The sequence below is a fragment of the Mycobacterium sp. 5-140-3-2 genome, assembly GCF_035666375.1.
In the GTDB taxonomy this organism is placed as follows: Bacteria; Actinomycetota; Actinomycetes; order Mycobacteriales; family Mycobacteriaceae; genus Mycobacterium; species Mycobacterium intracellulare.
Genome location: NZ_CP142025.1, coordinates 377029 through 395654, shown reverse-complemented (window position 1 = coordinate 395654; position 18626 = coordinate 377029). Strand labels below are relative to the sequence as shown.

Annotated in this window: 22 protein-coding genes and 1 tRNA gene; 12 read left to right on the top strand and 11 right to left on the bottom strand. The window is 67.9% G+C overall.

Annotated elements, in window-relative coordinates:
* Positions 1-4 precede the first annotated feature (4 nt).
* Positions 5-355: a WhiB family transcriptional regulator gene (locus P6281_RS01980; protein WP_008263340.1), complete on the bottom strand. Its 351-nt coding sequence runs from the start codon at positions 353-355 to the stop codon at positions 5-7.
* A gap of 352 nt (positions 356-707) precedes the next feature.
* Here P6281_RS01980 and ponA2 point away from each other — a divergent pair, with 352 nt between their 5' ends.
* The 5 genes from ponA2 to P6281_RS01955 all read left to right on the top strand — a co-directional run bounded on the left by ponA2 (position 708) and on the right by P6281_RS01955 (position 6295).
* Positions 708-3140 carry a transglycosylase/D,D-transpeptidase PonA2 gene (gene ponA2, locus P6281_RS01975; RefSeq protein ID WP_008263338.1) on the top strand — a complete coding sequence of 811 codons (2433 nt, stop codon included), beginning with the start codon at positions 708-710 and terminating at the stop codon, positions 3138-3140.
* 63 nt (positions 3141-3203) lie between these two features.
* Entirely contained in the window at positions 3204-4163 is a 960-nt protein-coding gene (locus P6281_RS01970; RefSeq protein ID WP_008263336.1) for a metallophosphoesterase, read from the top strand.
* Positions 4160-5266 (top strand): PLP-dependent cysteine synthase family protein, encoded by a 1107-nt coding sequence (locus P6281_RS01965; protein ID WP_014381696.1) that lies wholly within the window; start codon positions 4160-4162, stop codon positions 5264-5266. Before P6281_RS01970 ends, P6281_RS01965 begins: the two co-directional genes overlap by 4 nt.
* 61 nt (positions 5267-5327) lie before the next feature.
* Positions 5328-5404 (top strand) — tRNA-Pro (locus tag P6281_RS01960).
* Between the two features lie 201 nt (positions 5405-5605).
* On the top strand, positions 5606-6295 hold the full coding sequence (locus P6281_RS01955) for a GAF and ANTAR domain-containing protein (protein ID WP_009954787.1): 690 nt from the start codon (positions 5606-5608) through the stop codon (positions 6293-6295).
* Positions 6296-6340: 45 nt separating this feature from the next.
* Here the strand turns inward: P6281_RS01955 and P6281_RS01950 are convergent, their stop codons facing one another.
* Both P6281_RS01950 and P6281_RS01945 read right to left on the bottom strand, forming a co-directional pair.
* A complete protein-coding gene (locus P6281_RS01950; RefSeq protein WP_095562413.1) occupies positions 6341-6925 on the bottom strand; it encodes a restriction endonuclease in 585 nt (194 codons plus the stop codon).
* Positions 6926-7045: 120 nt separating this feature from the next.
* Positions 7046-7348: a DUF4193 domain-containing protein gene (locus tag P6281_RS01945; protein ID WP_014378938.1), complete on the bottom strand. Its 303-nt coding sequence runs from the start codon at positions 7346-7348 to the stop codon at positions 7046-7048.
* A 321-nt stretch (positions 7349-7669) separates the two neighbouring features.
* Here P6281_RS01945 and P6281_RS01940 point away from each other — a divergent pair, with 321 nt between their 5' ends.
* Positions 7670-8362, top strand: coding sequence for an HAD family hydrolase (locus P6281_RS01940; protein ID WP_201408587.1), 693 nt, complete (start codon positions 7670-7672; stop codon positions 8360-8362).
* Here P6281_RS01940 and P6281_RS01935 read toward each other — a convergent pair whose 3' ends face one another.
* Together P6281_RS01935 and P6281_RS01930 are read right to left on the bottom strand one after the other, a co-directional pair.
* Complete coding sequence (locus P6281_RS01935) at positions 8363-8863, bottom strand: DUF6328 family protein (RefSeq protein ID WP_201408588.1); 501 nt, start codon at positions 8861-8863, stop codon at positions 8363-8365. It lies immediately after the preceding gene.
* Between the two features lie 20 nt (positions 8864-8883).
* The gene (locus P6281_RS01930) at positions 8884-9252 is read right to left on the bottom strand and encodes an STAS domain-containing protein (RefSeq protein ID WP_008263316.1); all 369 of its coding nucleotides are present in this window, start codon (positions 9250-9252) and stop codon (positions 8884-8886) included.
* Between the two features lie 179 nt (positions 9253-9431).
* On the opposite strand from P6281_RS01930, the gene P6281_RS01925 reads away from it, so the two are divergent.
* From P6281_RS01925 to P6281_RS01900, 6 genes are all read left to right on the top strand, one after another.
* On the top strand, positions 9432-10334 hold the full coding sequence (locus P6281_RS01925) for an STAS domain-containing protein (protein ID WP_009954780.1): 903 nt from the start codon (positions 9432-9434) through the stop codon (positions 10332-10334).
* 22 nt (positions 10335-10356) lie between these two features.
* Positions 10357-10746, top strand: coding sequence for an STAS domain-containing protein (locus P6281_RS01920; RefSeq protein WP_324738595.1), 390 nt, complete (start codon positions 10357-10359; stop codon positions 10744-10746).
* Positions 10736-11146, top strand: a complete 411-nt coding sequence (locus tag P6281_RS01915) for an anti-sigma regulatory factor (RefSeq protein ID WP_014378935.1) — start codon at positions 10736-10738, stop codon at positions 11144-11146. The genes P6281_RS01920 and P6281_RS01915 overlap by 11 nt, the downstream gene beginning before the upstream one ends.
* Positions 11139-11765: a SpoIIE family protein phosphatase gene (locus P6281_RS01910; RefSeq protein WP_041784760.1), complete on the top strand. Its 627-nt coding sequence runs from the start codon at positions 11139-11141 to the stop codon at positions 11763-11765. Before P6281_RS01915 ends, P6281_RS01910 begins: the two co-directional genes overlap by 8 nt.
* Positions 11762-13978, top strand: a complete 2217-nt coding sequence (locus P6281_RS01905; protein ID WP_014383696.1) for a SpoIIE family protein phosphatase — start codon at positions 11762-11764, stop codon at positions 13976-13978. The genes P6281_RS01910 and P6281_RS01905 overlap by 4 nt, the downstream gene beginning before the upstream one ends.
* A gap of 78 nt (positions 13979-14056) precedes the next feature.
* Positions 14057-15058: an iron-containing redox enzyme family protein gene (locus tag P6281_RS01900; protein WP_008263299.1), complete on the top strand. Its 1002-nt coding sequence runs from the start codon at positions 14057-14059 to the stop codon at positions 15056-15058.
* On the opposite strand, the gene P6281_RS01895 is transcribed toward P6281_RS01900, so the two are convergent.
* The 6 genes from P6281_RS01895 to P6281_RS01870 all read right to left on the bottom strand — a co-directional run bounded on the left by P6281_RS01895 (position 15006) and on the right by P6281_RS01870 (position 18535).
* Complete coding sequence (locus P6281_RS01895) at positions 15006-15254, bottom strand: CDGSH iron-sulfur domain-containing protein (protein WP_080587974.1); 249 nt, start codon at positions 15252-15254, stop codon at positions 15006-15008. The genes P6281_RS01900 and P6281_RS01895 overlap by 53 nt on opposite strands.
* Positions 15251-15940, bottom strand: coding sequence for a HemK2/MTQ2 family protein methyltransferase (locus tag P6281_RS01890; RefSeq protein ID WP_324738594.1), 690 nt, complete (start codon positions 15938-15940; stop codon positions 15251-15253). Before P6281_RS01890 ends, P6281_RS01895 begins: the two co-directional genes overlap by 4 nt.
* Positions 15941-16045: 105 nt before the next feature.
* Complete coding sequence (locus tag P6281_RS01885) at positions 16046-16600, bottom strand: type 1 glutamine amidotransferase domain-containing protein (RefSeq protein WP_008263296.1); 555 nt, start codon at positions 16598-16600, stop codon at positions 16046-16048.
* Between the two features lie 38 nt (positions 16601-16638).
* A complete protein-coding gene (locus tag P6281_RS01880) occupies positions 16639-17013 on the bottom strand; it encodes a hypothetical protein (protein ID WP_014383693.1) in 375 nt (124 codons plus the stop codon).
* A 14-nt stretch (positions 17014-17027) separates the two neighbouring features.
* The gene (locus P6281_RS01875; RefSeq protein ID WP_008263293.1) at positions 17028-18014 is read right to left on the bottom strand and encodes an LLM class F420-dependent oxidoreductase; all 987 of its coding nucleotides are present in this window, start codon (positions 18012-18014) and stop codon (positions 17028-17030) included.
* Between the two features lie 56 nt (positions 18015-18070).
* The gene (locus tag P6281_RS01870; RefSeq protein WP_324738593.1) at positions 18071-18535 is read right to left on the bottom strand and encodes a GatB/YqeY domain-containing protein; all 465 of its coding nucleotides are present in this window, start codon (positions 18533-18535) and stop codon (positions 18071-18073) included.
* Positions 18536-18626 lie beyond the last annotated feature (91 nt).

Genomic DNA, 18626 nt, shown 5'->3' with positions numbered 1-18626 from the left:
TCGGTCAGCCCGCGGTGCGGCTTCTGCTCTTGTCGAAGAAGTCCGCCCAGGACACCACCTCGGGGTGCTGCTTGAGCAGCGCGCGGCGTTGCCGCTCGGTCATGCCGCCCCACACCCCGAACTCGACCTTGTTGTCCAGCGCGTCTGCCGCGCATTCCTGCATCACCGGGCAGTGCCGGCAGATCACTGCCGCCTTGCGCTGGGCCGCGCCACGGACAAACAGTTCGTCGGGATCGGTCGTGCGGCAGAGCGCCTTCGAGACCCAAGCGATCCGTTCTTCAGCATCGACGCTGCGGAGTACACCTTGTGCGGCTGCGATGTTTGTCCTACGCGCCGCCGGCCGTATTGGTGACACGAATCGTTCCCTTTCCCTACCGGCCGCCCGTCACGGCCGCCCTCCTTGGGTGCAGATCCAACCCTGCGATCTACGCCTCACCATGTACATCGGTGTTACCTGAATCTCACCGTGTGTCTAAGTTAGGTGGTCAGGTGCCAATTGCGCAACAGTCCGATAACGCTTTTTTTGGGACGAGCGTGCCGTCTCGTCCAAAAAATCCGGCGGGAAAGTGATCTTGCACACTGGGCTACCCGTCTGACCTGTGACGCAATCGCAAATTCTGGGTGCGCACCCGAGGGGCCCGGGCGCCGAAATTTTTGGGCGAAGTTGCAGCGTGGCGGCGTGACTGGGGGCCGCTACTGTAGTAGCCATGTCAGACCGCCCCCCGGCCGCGCTCACGATCTTGAAGCTCGCGGGGTTCTGTTTGTTGGCCAGCGTCGTCGCCACCGCACTCCTGTTTCCCGTCGCCGGCGGCATAGGGCTGGTGTCCAATCGGGCCTCCGAAGTGGTCGCCAACGGCTCCGCGCAGCTGCTCGAGGGCGAGGTGCCGGCGGTGACGACGATGGTCGACGCCAAGGGCAACACCATCGCGTGGCTGTATTCGCAGCGCCGGTTCGAGGTGCCCAGCGACAAGATCGCCAACACGATGAAGCTGGCGATCGTCTCCATCGAGGACAAGCGGTTCGCCGACCACAACGGGGTGGACTGGAAGGGCACCCTGACCGGGCTGGCGGGCTACGCGCGCGGTGACGTGGACACGCGCGGCGGGTCGACCATCGAGCAGCAGTACATCAAGAACTACCAGCTGCTGGTCACCGCGAAGACCGACGCGGAGAAGCGCGCGGCGGTGGAAACCACCCCGGCGCGCAAGCTGCGCGAGATCCGGATGGCGCTGACGCTGGACAAGACCTTCACCAAGCCCGAGATCCTGACGCGGTATTTGAACCTGGTCTCGTTCGGCAACAACTCGTTCGGCGTGCAGGACGCCGCCCAGACCTACTTCGGCATCAACGCCTCCGACCTGAACTGGCAGCAGGCGGCGCTGCTGGCGGGCATGGTGCAATCGACCAGCGCGCTCAACCCGTACACCAACCCCGAGGGCGCTCTCGCGCGGCGGAACCTGGTGCTGGACACCATGATCGAGAACATCCCGCAGGAGGCCGAGGCGCTGCAGGCCGCCAAGGCCGCGCCGCTGGGCATCCTGCCGCAGCCCAACGAGTTGCCCCGCGGCTGCATCGCGGCGGGCGATCGGGCGTTCTTCTGCGACTACGTGCAGGAGTACCTCTCCCGGGCCGGGATCAGCAAGGAACAGGTGGCCCGGGGCGGCTACCTGATCAAGACGACGTTGGACCCGGACGTGCAGCTGCCGGTCAAGGCGGCGATCGACAAGTTCGCCAGCCCGACGCTGCCGGGCATCTCGAGCGTGATGAGCGTGATCCAGCCCGGCAAGACGTCGCACAAGGTGATGGCGATGGCCAGCAACCGCACCTACGGGCTGGACGTCGACGCCGGTCAGACCATGCGCCCGCAACCCTTCTCCCTGGTCGGCGACGGCGCGGGATCCGTCTTCAAGATCTTCACCACGGCCGCGGCCCTGGACATGGGGATGGGCATCAACGCCACCCTCGAGGTGCCCGGCCGGTTCCAGGCCAAGGGCATGGGTAGCGGCGGGGCCAAGGGCTGCCCGAAGGACAACTGGTGCGTGGTCAACGCCGGTAACTACCGCGGGTCGATGAACGTGACCGACGCGTTGGCCACCTCACCCAACACCGCGTTCGCCAAGCTGATCCAGCAGGTCGGGGTGACGCGCACGGTGGACATGGCGATCAAACTCGGGCTGCGGTCCTACGCCGACCCCGGCACCGCCCGCGACTACAACCCCGACAGCAACGAGAGCCTCGCCGACTTCGTCAAACGGCAGAACATCGGATCGTTCACCCTGGGCCCGATCGAGGTGAACGCGCTGGAGCTGTCCAACGTCGCGGCCACGCTCGCCTCGGGGGGCACCTGGTGCCCGCCGAACCCGATCGACAAGGTGGTCGACCGCAAGGGCAACGAAGTCGCGGTGACGACCGAGACCTGCGATCAGGTGGTCCCCGAGGGGCTGGCCAACACACTGGCCAACGCGATGAGCAAGGACGCGTTGGGCGGCGGCACGGCGTCCGGTTCGGCCGGCGCGGCGGGCTGGGACCTGCCGATGTCCGGTAAGACGGGCACCACCGAAGCCCACCGCTCCTCGGGCTTCGTCGGATTCACCAACCACTACGCGGCGGCCAACTACATCTACGATGACTCCACCAACCCCACGGACTTGTGTTCGTCCCCGTTGCGGCACTGCGGCGAGGGCGACCTCTACGGCGGTAACGAGCCCGCGCGCACGTGGTTCACCGCGATGAAACCGATCGCCACCAACTTCGGCCCGGTGCAACTGCCGCCCACCGACCCGCGCTACGTCGACGGCTCCCCCGGGTCGCGGGTGCCGAGCGTGGCGGGCCTGGACATCGACGCGGCACGCGCGCGCATCAAGGAGGCCGGCTTCCAGGTCGCCGACCAGAACAACTTCGTCAACAGCAGCGCGAAGCAGGGCGAGGTGGTCGGCACGACACCGAGCGGCGCGACGATTCCGGGCTCGATCATCACCATTCAGGTCAGCAACGGCATCCCGCCCGCCCCGCCGCCGCCGCCCGAAGGGGCGCCGGTGCCGGTCGGCTCGCAGGTCGTCGAGATTCCGGGGCTGCCGCCGATCACCATCCCGTTGATGGCGCCGCCACCGCCGGCCCCGCCCGGTGCGCCGCCCCCGTAAATCTGATTGCGTCGTGACGCACGAGATACGCTGCCCGTCCGCGACCGGCAGTAGGCTGCCATCATGGCGAACGTTATGCCCGTCCTGATACGTGCCGGTGCCGCGGCGCTCGGTTCGAGCGTCGCCGGCCTCGGCTATGCCGCGATCATCGAGCGCAACGCCTTCGTCCTGCGCGAGATCACCATGCCCGTGTTGAGCCCGGGTTCCACACCGTTGCGCGTGCTCCACATCAGCGATCTCCACATGACGCCCGGCCAGCGGCGCAAGCAGGCGTGGCTGCGGGAGCTGGCCGGCTGGGAGCCGGACCTGGTGGTCAACACCGGCGACAACCTGGCCCACCCGAAGGCCGTCCCGGCGGTCGTCCAGGCCCTGGGCGACCTGCTGTCGCGGCCGGGTGTCTTCGTGTTCGGCAGCAACGACTACTTCGGGCCGCGCCTGAAGAACCCGCTGAACTACGTGACCAACCCGTCGCACCGGGTCCGCGGCGAGCCGCTGCCCTGGCAGGACCTGCGGGCGGCGTTCACCGAGCGCGGCTGGCTCGACCTCACCCACACCCGGCGCGAGTTCGAGGTGGCGGGTCTGCACGTCGCCGCCGCGGGCGTGGACGACCCGCACCTCGACCGGGACCGCTACGACACCATCGCGGGCCCGGCCAGCCCCGCGGCGAACCTGCGGCTGGGACTGACCCACTCCCCGGAGCCCAGGGTGCTGGACCGCTTCGCCGCCGACGGCTATCAACTGGTGATGGCCGGGCACACCCACGGCGGACAGGTCTGCCTGCCGTTCTACGGCGCCCTGGTGACCAACTGCGGCCTGGACCGCTCGCGCGCGAAGGGGCCGTCGCGGTGGGGCGCGCACATGCAGTTGCACGTCTCCGCGGGGATGGGCACCTCGCCGTTCGCGCCGGTGCGATTCTGCTGCCGGCCCGAGGCGACCATGCTGACGCTGATCTCCACCCCGATGGGCGACCGCGACGCGGCCAGCGACCTGAGCCGTTCGCAGCCAACAGCTTCGGTGCGTTGACCGACCGGACCCGGATCGCGGTCCGCAGCCGCTCACGGTGCTGGACCGACAACGCGATCCGGTTGATCCACGCCGACGCCCGCCGCAGCGCCGACACCCACCTGCTGCGCTATCCGCTGCCGTCGGCGTGGAGCACCGACGTCGACGTCGCGCTGTACCTCAAGGACGAGACCACCCACATCACCGGCAGCCTCAAGCACCGGCTGGCCCGCTCGTTGTTCCTCTACGCCCTGTGCAACGGCTGGATCGACGAGGGCACCACGGTGGTCGAGGCGTCGTCGGGTTCGACGGCGGTGTCGGAGGCCTATTTCGCGGCCCTGCTGGGGCTACCGTTCGTCGCGGTGATGCCGGCGGCGACGAGCGCATCGAAGGTCGCGCTGATCGAAGCCCACGGCGGCCGTTGCCATTTCGTGCAGAGTTCCAGCGAGGTGTATGCCGAAGCCGAGCGCGTCGCCCGCGAAACCGGCGGGCACTACCTGGACCAGTTCACCAACGCCGAACGCGCCACCGACTGGCGGGGCAACAACAACATCGCCGAGTCGATCTTCGAGCAGATGCGCGAGGAGCGCTTCCCCGTCCCGGAATGGATCGTGGTCGGCGCCGGCACCGGCGGGACCAGCGCCACGATCGGGCGCTACATCCGCTATCGCCGCCACGCCACCCGGTTGTGCGTCGTCGACCCGGAGAACTCCGCCTTCTTTCCCGCCTACGCCGAGGACCGCGACGACGTTCTGATGCCCACCTCGTCGCGCATCGAGGGCATCGGCCGCCCGCGGGTGGAGCCGTCGTTTCTCCCCGGCGTGGTCGACCGCATGGTGGCCGTCCCGGACGCGGCGTCGATCGCCGCCGCGCGCCACGTCAGCGCCGTGTTGGGGCGCCGGGTGGGACCGTCCACGGGCACCAACGTGTGGGGCGCGTTCGGCCTGCTCGCCGAGATGGTCGCCGAAGGCCGCAGCGGTTCGGTGGTGACGCTGCTCGCCGACAGCGGCGACCGCTACCGCGACACCTACTTCAGCGACGAGTGGGTCGCGGCGCAGGGACTGGACCCAACGGGCCCGGCCCGGGCGCTGGTCGAGTTCGAGCGTTCTTGCTCGTGGGAGTGACGTGGCGCACCGCGGTTTGGCGAGCCGCTGGCCCGGTGCGATAGGCTGTCGGAGCTTCAGGCGGGGTGTGGCGCAGCTTGGTAGCGCGCTTCGTTCGGGACGAAGAGGCCGTGGGTTCGAATCCCGCCACCCCGACCACTTAGGTTTTGCTCGTCCGGTGTCGGTCGCAATCACCCAAAACCCGGCCGATATAGTGGATCTCACCGTAATGCTGAGCAGACAGCATTGACATTCGTCGCCGTCATAACTGACAAATGATCGCCTCGCGAGACCGCAGGCTGGGAGAAAACGGCGCGGGTTTTGCCTGGAACCGGTCTCGACGCACGAAGGCGACATTCAGTGACCAATTTCGACGATCTCACCCTGCTCACCGACGTTCTGCGGGCCATCTATTCGGCGGACGCGGCCGACTTCCCTCGGGTGCTGGACGAGCTGACCAGGGCGGCGGCGCGCTGGGTGCCCGGGGCGCAGGAGGCGGGGATCACGGTCACCAGCCGGCAGAACGAGGTCAGCACCCCCTCGGTCACCGACGACTGCGCCAGGTTGCTCGACGAGTTCCAGCAACGCCACCTCGAGGGGCCGTGCGTGCACGCCGCGTGGACCCGGAAAGTCGTCGTCATCGACGACCTCGGGAGCGACTCGCGCTGGCCGAAGTATCAGGCCGACGCCCTCGCGTACACGCCGGTGCGCAGCGTCCTGTCACTGCCGATGTACGCCGACGAGCTCAGCATGGGGGCGCTGAACTTCTATGCCGAACGCCCGCACGCCTTTTCCGACGATTCCCGCCGGGTGGCCGCCGTCTTCGCCGCGCTGGGCGCCCTGGCGTGGAGCAACGTCGTCCGCACCCAACAGTTCAGGGAGGCCCTGAGCACCCGCGACACCATCGGGCAGGCCAAAGGCATTCTGATGGAGCGCTACGACCTCGATGACCACACGGCGTTCAACACGCTGATCAAACTGTCGCAGAGCACGAACACCCCGCTGCGCGAGATCGCGCGCCGGGTCATCGAGGACACCACCCGGCGCTGAGGCGCGCCGTCCGAACGCGCTGCGGCCCAGGGCATCTCGCGGCCGTTAGTTCCCCCGCACGGGAAGGGGCGCCACCCGCGTCCAGTTCTGCAGCTGGGTGCGCCCGACCAGCCGGCATTGATGGGTGCCGGCCAATTGGCGGGCCGCCTTCGTGAACGTCTGGTTGGTCACCACGACCGCCCGATTGCAGCCGTGGTGGCGCGACCCGGAAACGACCTGTTGCACCGCGGCGACGCCGACGGCCTTGGCCAGCCTTTTGCACTGCACCGCCATGCGGACGCCGCCCCTTTTGGCGATGAGGTCCACCCCGTAGTCGCCGGTGCTCGCGGTCGGCGTGACGGTGTAACCCGCGACGCGCAGCTGGGCGGCGACGAATTCCTCGAATTCGGTACCGGACATGCGGTCGATGGCCCGCAGCCGGGATTTCGCGTGTTTGAGGTCGCGGCGGCGGTGGGCGTCGGCCTGACGGCGGTCCCGCTGCACCGAAAGCCACCACAGCACGGCGACCGCGAGCGCGAGCCCGCCGAGGCCGGCCAAAAACCCCGCCGGCGGGCTGCCGGTGGCCTGCTGCGTGAAATACCAAGGGAGAGCTAACCCCAGCAGGAGGAGCGACCCGAGAACCTTCTCCATGACTCCTCAACGTGCCGTTCGCGCCGACGCAGACTTGTCCGATGAACCTAGTTCAAGCCTGTGACATTTCGGCGCAGGCGCGAGACGGCGCCACGCCGCGGCCGGGGCGCTATCGGCGCGTTACGCGCAGTCGGCGCAGACCGGCAGGCCGGAGCTGGAGCGACGCAACCGGCTGCGGTGCTGCACCAAAAAGCAACTCGAGCAGGTGAACTCGTCGGCCCGCTGGGGAATCACGGTCACCGTCAGCTCCTCCCCGGACAGGTCGGCGCCGGGCAGCTCGAAGAAGTGGACATCGTTGGGGTCCTCGTCGACCACGGTGGTGCCGGCCCCGTGCAGGGTCGGTGCCAGCTCGCGCAGCGAGGACTTGTCCTGGGTGTCGTTGTCGGATACACGGCGTGCGTCGTAGTCAGTGGTGGTCGCCATCGGAGTTCCTCCCTGCTCTCAGACGGGCTGACGCACTTTGCTGTACTCACCCGTGGCGCAGGCAGTACCCCGTTCACGCGCGCCCTACACCGATCTGGGGCAAGAAATTTCGGCCGCCGCACGCATCCGCTTACGCGCCAGCGGGTCCCCCCGGCGTCCCGGCGTCGCCGACCGGACGCCGCCGGGGCAACCCAACGCGGTCGCTCGCGAGATCCGTTGAATGCCAGCGTTATTCGCAACGGAGCGGCGGCGAGGGTCGCCGCCGCCACGCCGCAGCCGCCGGCCGGTGTCAGCCCGGCCCGGCGTGGGTATGCCCACCACATGACGTTGCGACCCGATGCGGGCGCCCCCGCCGTCCTGTTCGACGTCGACGGCACCCTGGTGGATTCCAACTACCTGCACGTCCACGCGTGGCGGCGCGCGTTCGACGCCGAAGGCATCGTGGTGGCGTCGTGGCAGATCCACCGCTGCATCGGCATGGACGGCTCAACGCTGGTGCGGACGCTGTCCGACGACGCGCCCGACGACGTGCAGGAGCGGCTCAGCGACAAGCACAGCCAGTACTACCGCGAGATCACCGCGTTGTCAGAACCGCTGCCCGGGGCCCGCGCCCTGCTGCGCCGCGTCGCGGACCTGGGACTGCAGGTCGTGCTCGCCAGCTCGGCGCCCGAGGACGAATTGGCGATCTTGCGCAAGGTGCTCGATTGCGATGACGTCATCTCCGAGACGACCTCGTCCCGTGACGTCGACACCGCCAAACCCGAACCGGGCATCGTGCACGTGGCGCTGGACCGGGCCCGGGTGGATGCCCGGCACGCCGTCTTCGTCGGGGACGCCGTCTGGGACGCGCACGCCGCGGCGGCCGCGGGAGTGCCCTGCATCGGGCTGCTCAGCGGCGGCATCTCCCGCGCGGAGTTGCAGGAGGCCGGGGCCGCCCCGATCTTCGCCGATCCGCAGGACCTGCTCGACCATCTGGAAACCACCCGGATCGCGGAGTTGTCGCCCGGCCGCTGACTACATTCCGTGCGTGCGCAGCGTCAGGGGTAACGCCCACCAGAAGATGGCAAACAGCGCCAGGGCGCAGGCTCCGGCGATGAACCCCACCGTCGCCCCGGCCACCGCGACAAAGACGATTGCCGTGACCCCGGTCAGCGCCGTGCCCAGCAACGCCAGCCCGGCGTAGGCACACCGGTGCGCGGCCGACACCAGCGCCTGGAGGCGGTGCCGCCGGAACAGCAGCCGGTGAATGGCGACCGGGGCGATCAGCAGCACGGTTGCGCCCACCGAACACCCCACCGTCACCAGGTACACGATCCGCATCGGTCCGCCGAGCACGTCGAAGCGCTGCTGGAACGGCAGCGTCAACAAGAACCCGGTGAGCAGCTGCACGCCGGTCTGCACCACGCGCAACTCCTGCAGCAGGCTGTTCCAATTGCGGTCCAGCCGTTCGATTTCGGTTTCACCGCGCTGGCTGCGGTCCCATTGCTGGTCGTCTTCCGGATGATCGACACCCATGGCTGCCGGCGCCCCGGTTGCTAGCCGTTGAGTTTGCCGTCCCGCACCGCGGTCAGCGCGTCGTCGAGCGTCGGATACAGCGGGAAGGTCTTGTCCAGACCGGTCAGATGAATCGGCCGCCGGGTGGCCGGGCCGCGCGCGACCACGCCGAACCCGGTGTCCTTGCCCAGCTTCTCGTACGTCGCGGCCAGGATCTTCAGCCCCACCGAGCCCAGGAACTCCACCGCCGAGAGATCGATGACCAGTGCGGTGGGACTCTCCGCGACGACCGCGCCGATGGCCTGTTCCAGGGCAGGAGCCGTGACCAAATCGATTTCGCCGCTGACACTGACCACGGAAACGCCGTCGTGGTCCTCAACCAACGTGGTAATCGAATCAGGAGCTGACAATGGCAATCCTTTGTCCTGGGCCTTGAATGCCTCGAGCGTGGTTCAACCCTAGCCTGCGTTATGAACTGCGAGAAGAATATGCCCTCTACACGTGGCCCGCGACAACCCAGGCTAGTCTCGCAAAAAGGAACTGCAGACCGCAGTGCGTGACGTGTACTCGGGAGGCCTGGGGAGGCCATATGTCAGATTCGACGTCGGATTTCACCAGTACCGGCACCGCAGCGCAAGTCGTCGGCATTTCCAGCGAGGGGCTGTTGCCTCAGCTCGTTCAGCACCTGCGGCAGAATCGGACCGTTTTGCGGGAGGAATGGGCCCGCCGCATCACCGAGGCCGAGCTGCTCACCGCGATGACGCCCGAAGAGCTCTTCTCCGAGGCCACGGCCGTCTACGACAACTATGTCGAGGTGCTCGAGACCGGTAGCGTCGAGGCGCTGCAGGCCTACGCCCGCGACCTGTCCGAACGCATCATTCCACGGGGCGTGGAAACCGACGAGGTCGTCGGCATCGTCCTGCTGCTCCGCGACGTGCTGGCCCGCTCGCTGTTCGAGAAGTACCAGACCGAGTTCGAGATGCTCAACCGGGTGCTGGACGCCTACGAGCCGGCGGCCAACCGGATCGCCAACACCGTGGCGGTCAGCTTCGTCCAGGAACGTGAGCGCATCATCCGCCAGCAGCAGGAGGCGATCCGGGAGCTCTCGACGCCGGTGCTGCAGGTGCGTGAGCAGTTGCTGATCCTGCCGATCATCGGTGTGCTGGACAGCCAGCGCGCCCGCCAGGTCACCGAGCAGCTGTTGCGCGCCATCCGCGCCAACCGCGCGAAAGTGGTGGTCATCGACATCACCGGTGTGCCGACCATCGACTCGACCGTGGCCAACCACCTGGTGCAGACCGTCGACGCGTCGGGGCTGATGGGTGCCAGCGTGATCATCACCGGTCTGTCCTCGGAGATCGCGCTGACGCTGGTGACGATCGGCCTGGACCTGTCGAAGATGAACGCGGTCGGCGACCTGCAGGGCGGCATCGAGGAAGCCGAGCGGCTGCTGGGTTACGAGGTGACTCGCACCGGCGAGCAGACCGGGTGACGGTTAGGAACGCGAGCGCCGCATGCCAGTACCGATCCTGAAACAGGGTTCGATCCTCATCGCCTCGGTGCAGGCCGCGCTCTCAGACTCCGACGCCGAACGGCTGCGCTACGACCTCATGGAGCGCGTCAGCCGGTTCCGCGCGCAGGGCATCATCGTCGACGTCACCGCCATCGACGTCATGGATTCCTTCGCGGCCCGCTCGCTGCGCACGATCGCGCACATGACCCGGCTGCGTGGCGCGGACGCGGTGATCGTCGGCCTGCAGCCCGAGGTGGCGTTCGCGATGGTCCAGCTTGGCCTGGCGTTCGACGACATGAACACCGCGCTGGACCTGGAAGAGGGCCTGTCCCTTCTGAATCGTCAACTGGCGCAGCGCAAACCGACGATCGGGCGCGATGGTGGCGGCTGATATCGTCGTCGCCATCGACCATCCCGACGACATCGTCGACGCCCGCAAGGCGGGACACCAGCTCGCCCTCGATCTGGGATTCTCGCTGACGGACGTCACCATGATCGCGACGGCGATCTCCGAAATCGCGCGCAACATCACCAGCTACGCCGGCCGCGGCTCCGTCCGGGTCGGGGTGGCCGACCGGGAGGGGCGCAAGGCCCTGGTGGTGCGCGCGGAGGATCAGGGGCCCGGGATCGCCGACATCGAACGCGCGATGGAAGACGGATATTCGACCGGCCGCGGGCTGGGGATGGGATTGCCGGGCGCGCGCCGCCTGATGGACCGGTTGGTCGTCGAGTCCACGGTCGGTCAGGGGACCGTCATCGAGATGTGGAAATGGGTCCCGCCCCGTGCATGAAAGCGGCCGGTTCGGACCCATCGAATGGGCCAGGGCGGGCCGGCCCTTGCCCAGCGAGTACACCTCCGGCGACCGGGGCATCTCGGTCGCCATCGGCGGCGAGGCCGCGCTGTTCGGTCTGGTGGATGGCCTCGGTCACGGGCCGGCCGCCGCGGAGGCTGCGCTGCGCGCGATCGATGCGGTCAAGAACAACAGTTCCGAGCGGCTCGAAGTCCTGATCCAGCTTTGCCACCGGCTGCTCACCGGAACCAGAGGGGTGGCAATGACGTTGGCGCGGGTGGATTTCGCCGCGAACACGCTGACGTGGACGGGGGTCGGCAACGTCACCGCCGATCTGGTGGCCAAGGCGCCCAGCGGTGTCCATGTCCGGTCCAGTGCCCGTCTCACCGGGGGCATCGTCGGCTACCGGATACCGGAAATCCTTCCGGCACAGGCTATTTCGATCCGCCCCGGTGATCTTCTCGTGATGAGCACCGACGGGATCGGGGAAGATTACCTGGGTCACGTCGACTTCTCGGCGCACGCTGTCGCCATCGCGGAAGAGATTCTCGGTAAGGGCGCCAAGGAAACCGATGACGCGATGGTGCTGACGGCGCGGCACAGGGGGACCTCGACATGAGCGGCAACGAAGACTTCCACGATCGCTACGCCGCCGCGTTGCGCAACTATCTGGACTCACCCGATGACGCCAACTTGTCGATCGGAAATGAGCTCGGTCGCACGGCCCTGCAGAATCAGATCAGCCTGCTCGAAATCGTCGAGAACCACGTCCGCCTGGTTTTCGAGATCGCGAAGGACGTGCGCATCGACGGGCCGATCGCGCTGGAGTTCCTGCTGCAACTGCTGGCTCCCCTCGACGTGGCCATGCGCGGATTCATCGACGGCAACAGGCGCTACGCGGAACAGCGGGATCGCGCGGATTGGCTGGCAGATCGCGACAAATTCCGCAACGCGCTGGTGAATTCGCTGCAGGAGGGGTTCTTCGTCGCCGACCACGAGGGCTCCGTGATCGAGATGAACAGCGCCTTCATCGACATCATCGGCTTTCCCAGCGAGGGTTTGCCCTATCGGTGGCCGCACCCGTGGCTGGTCGACACCAAGACGGCGGCCGAGCAGATCGGCCTGGTGCTGAACCACGGCAGGGCCGACTACGAAACGCCGATCCGCCACGGCGACGGGCATCTCGCCTGGGTGAAGGTGAGCATCAACGCGGTCAAGGAATCCGGCAGCGATCGCGACGCCTACGTCGGGACCGTTCGTGATATCACCGCGGAACGCGCATTCGCGGCGCGGGAGAGCGCGGTGTTGCGCCTGGCCACGGCGGTGGCGGTGGCCAGGAGCGTGGATGAGTTGCTGTCGATCACGCTCGACGAGTGCCGCGCGGCGATCGACGTGCAGCGGGTGGTCGCGGTCATGTGGCCCAGCGGCGAGGGCGACCCGACCGTCCACACCGCGGGCGAGCCCGCGGCGACGTCGTGGCGCAAGCTGGATCCGTGGTTGCGTCACACCTTCTCCGACGCGCGCCAGCAACTACCGCTGACCGCGAAAACCGTTGAGTCACCTGATCATCCCGGTAAGGCCCAGGGGTTGGTCGCGGTGCTCTCCGGCACCGGGGACCTGGCGTTGTGGCTGGAGCTGCGCACACCCCGCTGGGTCAGTGGCGAAGACCGCCTGCTGGTCACCGTGCTGATCAGCCACCTCAGTCTGGCGATGCAGCACGTTCGTCAGTTCGAGAGCGCCCGCGAGACGTCGCTGACGCTGCAGCGTGCCATGCTCCCGCCCATCCAGCCCCCGCCGGGTTTCACGGTGCGCTACGAACCCGCGGTGCTGCCCTTGGAGATCGGCGGTGACTGGTACGACGTGCTGCCGATCGGCGAGCACCGCATCGGCATCGTCGTCGGCGACTGCGTGGGACGCGGCCTGCCCGCCGCCGCCATCATGGGCCAGCTGCGCAGTTCCGCGCGAGCGTTGTTGATCAACGGCGCCGAGCCGGCGGTGCTGCTCGATCAGCTGGACTCGGCGGCGTCGCTCATCCCGAACGCCTACTGCACCACCGTGTTTCTCGCGATCCTGGACACCGAAACCGGGCTGTTGCAATACAGCAACGCCGGGCACATGCCAGCCGTGCTCACCGGCCCCGAGCCGGGCACGACGACCCTGTTGACCGACGCCGCTTCGGTGCCGCTCGCGGTCCGCCGCGATGAACCGCGCCCGCAGGCCACCCGGGTGCTGCCGCCCGGCTCGACCCTGATGTTGTTCACCGACGGGCTGGTGGAACGCAAACACGAGTCGATCGACGACGGAATCGCCCGCGCGGCAGACGTTCTGGCGCAGACGATGACATTACCGCTGGACACCGTCGCCGACGAGATGCTTCGTGAACTGGCGCCGGCGGGTGGCTATGACGACGACGTCGCGATGGTGATCTACCGCCACCACCAGACGCCGCTACGCATCGAAAGTGACGCCACCGCAGACCAATTGGTTCGCATCCGGCACCGCCTCGCGGACTGGCTGCGCGCCGCCCACATCACGGGGGACCTGGCCGCCGACATCGTGCTGGTGGTCAACGAGGCCTGCACCAATTGCGTCGAACACGCCTACCGCGGATTCGTCGCGGGGACGATGGTGGTCGAGGCCAGCCTCGGCGACGGCGAAGTGCGCACCCGTATCACCGATTACGGTTCGTGGAAGGCGCCGGCCGCCGACCCGGTCAACAGTGGGCGCGGCTTGCCCCTGATCAGGGCGCTCAGCGATGCGACGCAGCTCGACACCGCGGCCACCGGCACCACCCTCGACATCACCTTCAGACTGCCGGCTGAATCCGGCTAGTGGGCGTCGAAAAGTGTTGCGGCGCCGTTTGCCGGGCCCCGGTTACGGGTAGTCACCGGCGTGACCCGCTCATCGACCATGACTGAACCCGTCCTGCCCGAGGCACACGGGCCCCTGTCGACAGCCGTTCGTTGCGCGCTGGCGGGCCCGCCGTCGGTTGACCATTTCGCGCGCATCGGCGCATCCGTGCGCGATTCCGACCCGTACGGTCTGGATCTGCAGCTGGCGCTGTCCGTCTGCTACGAGCTGCACTACCGCGGTTTCGCCGGTGTCGACCCCGCGTGGGAGTGGAACCCGGCGCTGCTGGCGCTGCGCGCCGAGCTGGAGCGCGTGTTCTTGGCCGGTGTGCGCCGCGACGTCGGGCCGATCGAACCCGAGCAGACGGCCGCGGCTGAGATGGAAGCGATTTCGATCGAACCCGTCGACGGCACCGGCCCGTCGTACTACCTGCGTGACACCGGGACGTGGCAGCAGATGTGCGAATACTTCGTGCACCGCTCGCTGTATCACCTCAAAGAGGGCGATCCGCACGCCTGGGCCATCCCGCGCCTGATGGGCACCGCCAAAGCGGCCTTCGTGGCGGTGGAGTTCGACGAGTACGGCGCCGGGCAGGGCCCCCGACTGCACCAGCAACTGTTCGCCGATCTGCTGACCGCGGCCGGGCTGGACGCGACGTATTGGGGTTACGTCGACGCGGTTCCCCCCGAATCGCTGGCGGTGGTCAATCTGATGTCGCTGTTCGGGTTGCACCGCTCGTTGCGCGGCGCCGCGATCGGGCACTTCGCGTCGACCGAGATCACCTCGCCGCCCGGATCCCAGCGCATGGTGCGGGCGTTGGAGCGCTTGCAGGCGCCCGCGGCCTGCATCAATTTCTACAGCGAGCACGTCGAGGCCGACGCGGTACACGAACACGTCGTGCGCGCGGATGTGGTCGGCGATCTCGTCGCCCGGGAGCCGCAGCTCGAGCAGGACGTCATCTTCGGGATCCGCGCGCACGCCGCGGTCGAAAACCGCTTGGCGGAAACGATTATGGCGTCGTGGAAGCAGGATCGGACGTCGTTGCGGCGGCCGCTGACGTAGCGGTCGTCTTGCTCAGGCGCTTGCATCTGCGGTGGCTGGTGTCGCACAAGGGGTACCTGCCGCTGCGACGGCAGGTGCAGATCGCCACCATGAACCGGTCGGACTGAACGACCTCGCCGCCGGGCATCTCGATGCGCACCGGACCCGAAACCAGCACCGGGCCGTTGGGCACCACCTGAACCCTGGTGGGACTCATCGCTTTTCGGCCCGAATCACGATCAGTTCCTCTTCCCGGCGTCCGCGCGGTATCAGGCCGACGTCTTCCAACCACTGCGCCCGGGATGTCATCACCGGGCCGAACGGAATCCATTTCGAGGCAACCACTGCCGCGTCCATACCGGCCCACTTGAGGGAATCCAGCGACTGCTGGACACCGGCGAGTGCCGAGTGCACCATCAGCAGGGATCCACCGTCGCGCAACAACTTCGGAGCCGACTCGCACAGCGGGTCGAGGATCAGGCGTCCGTCTCGGCCGGCATTCCAGGCCCACGACGGTCCGGCTTCCGGGCAGATCTCTTCCAGCTCGGCACCGGGCGGGGTCGGCACGTAGGGCGGATTCGACACCACCACGTCGAACGGCGCGCACTCCACCGCGGTTATCCACGACCCCTCGCGAACGTCGATGTCGATTCCGGCAGCCGCGGCGTTCTCCCGGGCGCAGCGAACGGCCTGCGGGCAGATGTCGAAGGCGGTCGCGTCGGCGCAACCCATCTCCGCCGCCGCTATCGCGACGAAACCGCTGCCGGTGCACAGGTCCAGAACGCGCCGTCCCGGGATCAGACCGGTCTCGTGCATCACATCGACCAGCAGTCTGGAGTCCTCCTGCGGCCGATACACGTTCTGGGTGGGCAAGACGGCGGGCTCGGGATATGTGGTCGTCACGGTTGGCCTTTCGAGAACCCTATACGGATAGCCGCTGATCACGGCTTGGCGGGATGATGCCCGCAAACCGGGGCATTCAAACCGACCGGCCCGGCATCGCCGCGGCTAACCGGCCGTCGCCTGGGCAAACTGTTTGAGGATCGCCGCGCAGAACGCGGGGAGGTCCGACGGTGACCGGCTGGAGATCAAATTGCCGTCGATGACGACCTCGTCGTCTTCCACCTGGGCGCCCGCGTTGCGAAGATCCGTGCGAATGCTCGGGTAGGACGTCAGCGTCCGGCCCACCGCCACACCGGCTTCCACCAGGGTCCAGGGTCCGTGACAGATGGCGGCCACCGGTTTGCCCGAGCTGACGAAATCGCGGACGAACGAGACGGCGTCGTCGTCCATGCGCAGCTTGTCCGGGTTCACCGTGCCGCCCGGCAGCACCAGGCCGTCGAATTCGCCCACCGACGCCTCGGACACTTTCCGATCGACGGCGAAGGTCCCGGCGGGCTCGAGATCGTGGTTGCGGGCCTGGATTTCGCCGTCCTTGAGCGAGAGCACCTCGACCTTGGCCCCGGCCTCTTGCAGCGCCGCGCGCGGCTGTTCGAGCTCAACCTTTTCCACGCCGTCGGCCGCGAGAAAAGCTATTCTCTTTCCTTGCAATTCGTTTGACATCGCCGTTTTCCTTCCTGCGATCGACGATTCGCGTCGGATCAAAGAGTTCGCATCGCCGTGTAGAGGTCCAGGCCGGCGATCCCGGACAGGGCGGCGGCACAGACGATGCCCTGGCGCCGCCGGCCGGGACCGCGGGCGGCCACACCCGCGATCAACAGGGCCATATCCAGGACATCCCCGGCCACACGGGTCCACACCAGCTTGTCGGGGCCCCCGAACAGCGCCGCGCCGTGGCCGCATTCGCGCACGCCGAGCGCGCGGATCACCCGGCGCGACCGGGCGGTGTCGTCGACGCCCGCGATCGCGGCGACCCGACTCGGCGCCACCAGTTCGCTGATGCCCAGGGCGAAGCTGGCACCGCCGAGCGCGGAGACCAATGTGGCTGTGGTGTTGTCCGATTGGTCGCTCGTCATCGCCCGTCCGCCGATCAGTTCGCTGCCTCGCGCAGCGCGGCGAGCAGCGGCTCGGCGGCCTCTTTGAGGAACCTCTCCTGGGTGTCCCCGCCGACCTGGATGAGCGCGATGTCGGTGAATCCGGCTTCCCAGTAGGGCCGGACGCTCTCGACGATCGCGTCGAGGTCGGGCCCGCAGGGAATGGTGCCGGCGACGTCTTCGGGGCGGACGAATTGGGTCGCGCCGGCGAAACCGGCCGGGGTCGGCAGGTCGGCGTTCACCTTCCAGCCGCCGGCAAACCAGCGGAACTGGTCGTGCGCGCGCTTGACGGCCGTGTCGCGGTCGGGGTCCCAGCACACCGGTATCTGGCCGATCACCCGGCCGCCACCGGCGAGGTTCGCGGCCTGCCGGGCGCCGTGCCAGCCGTGGACGAGTTCGGCCTTGGGCTCCGTCGCGATCAGGTGGTCGGCCAGCTTGGCGAACTTGTCGATCGCCTTGGTGCCCCCGATGGCCACCCCGATGCCGACCGGGACGTCGGGGACGTCCCACAGCCGCGCGGAGTCGACCTGGAAATAGTCGCCGGTGAAGTCCACCAGCTGCCCGCCGAACAGTTCCCGGATGATCTTGATGGCCTCACGCAGCATGTCCTGGCGGCGGGTGACGGCCGGCCAGCCCCTGCCCACGACGTGCTCGTTGAGGTTTTCGCCGCTGCCCAGGCCCAGCGTGAACCGGCCGTCGGATAGGATCTGCACGGTGGCGGCCTGCTGGGCGACGATGGCCGGGTGATACCGCATCGTCGGGCACGTCACGTAGGTGTAGAGGTCTACCCGTTCGGTGGCCTGTGCCACCGCACCCAGGACCGCCCAGGCGTTGGGCGCGTGCCCCTGCGAGCTGAGCCACGGTGAAAAGTGGTCACTGCAGACGTGGAAGTCGAAACCGCGCTGTTCGGCCGAAATGGCGTACTGGACAAGCTCTTTGGGTCCACTCTGCTCGGTCATCAAAGTGTAGCCAAAATTGGTCATGCGCAGTTGGGTACCCGGCTGCCCCGAGGGCAAACGAGTCCACCGAACCGGTCGGGCTACAGGCGCTCTTTGACGGCGGCCGACAATCGGGCGCCGTCGGCCTTGCCGGCCGCGATCGGGGTGGCGGCCTTCATCACCAGGCCCATCTGTTTCATGCCGGGGCGCTCGCCGATTTCCTCGGCCACCTGCGCGATCGCCGTGTCGGCAACGTCGGCCACCTCGGCCTCGGTGAGCGGGGTGGGCAGGTATTCGTCGATGATCCTGGCCTCGGCGTGCTCGTTGGCGGCCAGGTCTCCGCGCCCGTTCTGGGTGTAGATCTCGGCGGATTCGCCGCGTTTGCGCGATTCCTTGGCCAGCACCTTGATGACCTCCTCGTCGGTGAGGTCTTTGGCCTGCTTGCCGGACACTTCCTCGGTTTGGATCGCGGCCAGCAGCATCCGCAGCGTGGCCGTTCGCAGCTTGTCCTGGGCCTTCATCGCCGCGGTCAGGTCCGCCCGGAGCCGGGATTTGAGTTCCGCCATGTGTGAGACGCTACGCGCGGGCGCGGGGGACAACGCGGTCAATGCCGGTCAATGCCGGTCAACATTGTGAAATGCCACGACCGCCGACAGG